1 protein-coding gene is annotated in these 1,204 nt (G+C 57.0%); it reads right to left on the reverse strand.

Annotated elements, in window-relative coordinates; translation table 11 throughout:
- A complete protein-coding gene (gene tuf, locus E0L93_RS14185) occupies positions 1–1,203 on the reverse strand; it encodes an elongation factor Tu (protein ID WP_132692741.1) in 1,203 nt (400 codons plus the stop codon).
- Between the last annotated feature and the right edge of the window lies 1 nt (position 1,204).

The following is a 1,204-nucleotide window of genomic DNA, read 5'->3' on the forward strand; positions in this document are numbered from 1 at the left end:
CTACTCTATGATCTGGGTGACCACACCGGCACCAACCGTCCGGCCACCCTCCCTTATGGCGAAGTTCAACCCCTCGTCCATAGCTATCGGAGAGATTAACTCCACCTCCATCACCGTGTTGTCCCCAGGCATCACCATCTCCACACCTTCCTCAAGGCGAATCTCCCCCGTCACATCCGTGGTGCGGAAGTAAAACTGCGGCCGGTAACCGTCAAAGAACGGCGTGTGCCGACCCCCCTCCTCCTTGGAGAGAACATATACCTCAGCCTTGAACTTCGTGTGCGGCGTGATCGAACCAGGCGCCGCCAATACCTGCCCCCGCTCTATCTCATCGCGCTTGACACCCCGCAGCAGCGCCCCTATGTTGTCCCCAGCCTGCGCCTCGTCCATGCTCTTGTTGAACATCTCTATGCCCGTAACTACCGTCTTGCGCGTCGGCCTAAGACCTACTATCTCTACCTCTTCGTTGAGAGTGAGCTTGCCCTGCTCAACACGCCCCGTAGCTACCGTCCCACGACCCTGAATCGTGAAAATGTCCTCTATGGCAAGCAAAAACGGCTTGTCTATGTCCCGCTCAGGCGAGGGAATGTACTCGTCTACAGCCCGCATTAACTCCAAAATGGCCTGCTCGCCAAGCTCCCCCTCATCCCCCTCTAAAGCCTTGAGCGCACTGCCCACCACAACAGGTACCTCATCACCCGGAAAGTCGTACTCAGAGAGAAGCTCCCTCACCTCCATCTCTACCAACTCTAAAAGCTCCGGGTCATCCACCATGTCAGCCTTGTTTAAAAATACTACTATCGAAGGTACCCCTACCTGCCGCGCCAAAAGAATGTGCTCCCGCGTCTGGGGCATCGGCCCATCAGCAGCAGAAACTACCAATATAGCCCCGTCCATCTGAGCCGCCCCAGTGATCATGTTCTTCACGTAGTCCGCATGCCCAGGACAGTCCACATGCGCATAGTGGCGCTTCTCAGTTGCGTACTCCTGATGGGAGGTGGCTATCGTTATCCCCCGCTGACGCTCCTCCGGTGCGTTGTCTATCTCCTCAAAGGCCACCTCGTGGTTGGCCGGATCATCAGAGACGTGCTTGGCCAAAACCTTCGTTATCGCCGCCGTAAGCGTCGTCTTGCCGTGGTCCACATGCCCTATCGTCCCCACGTTTATGTGCGGCTTGGTCCTCTCAAACTTCCCCTTGGCCATC

Origin of the sequence: Rubrobacter taiwanensis, from assembly GCF_004337705.1 — a bacterium.
Taxonomy (GTDB): Bacteria; Actinomycetota; Rubrobacteria; order Rubrobacterales; family Rubrobacteraceae; genus Rubrobacter_C; species Rubrobacter_C taiwanensis.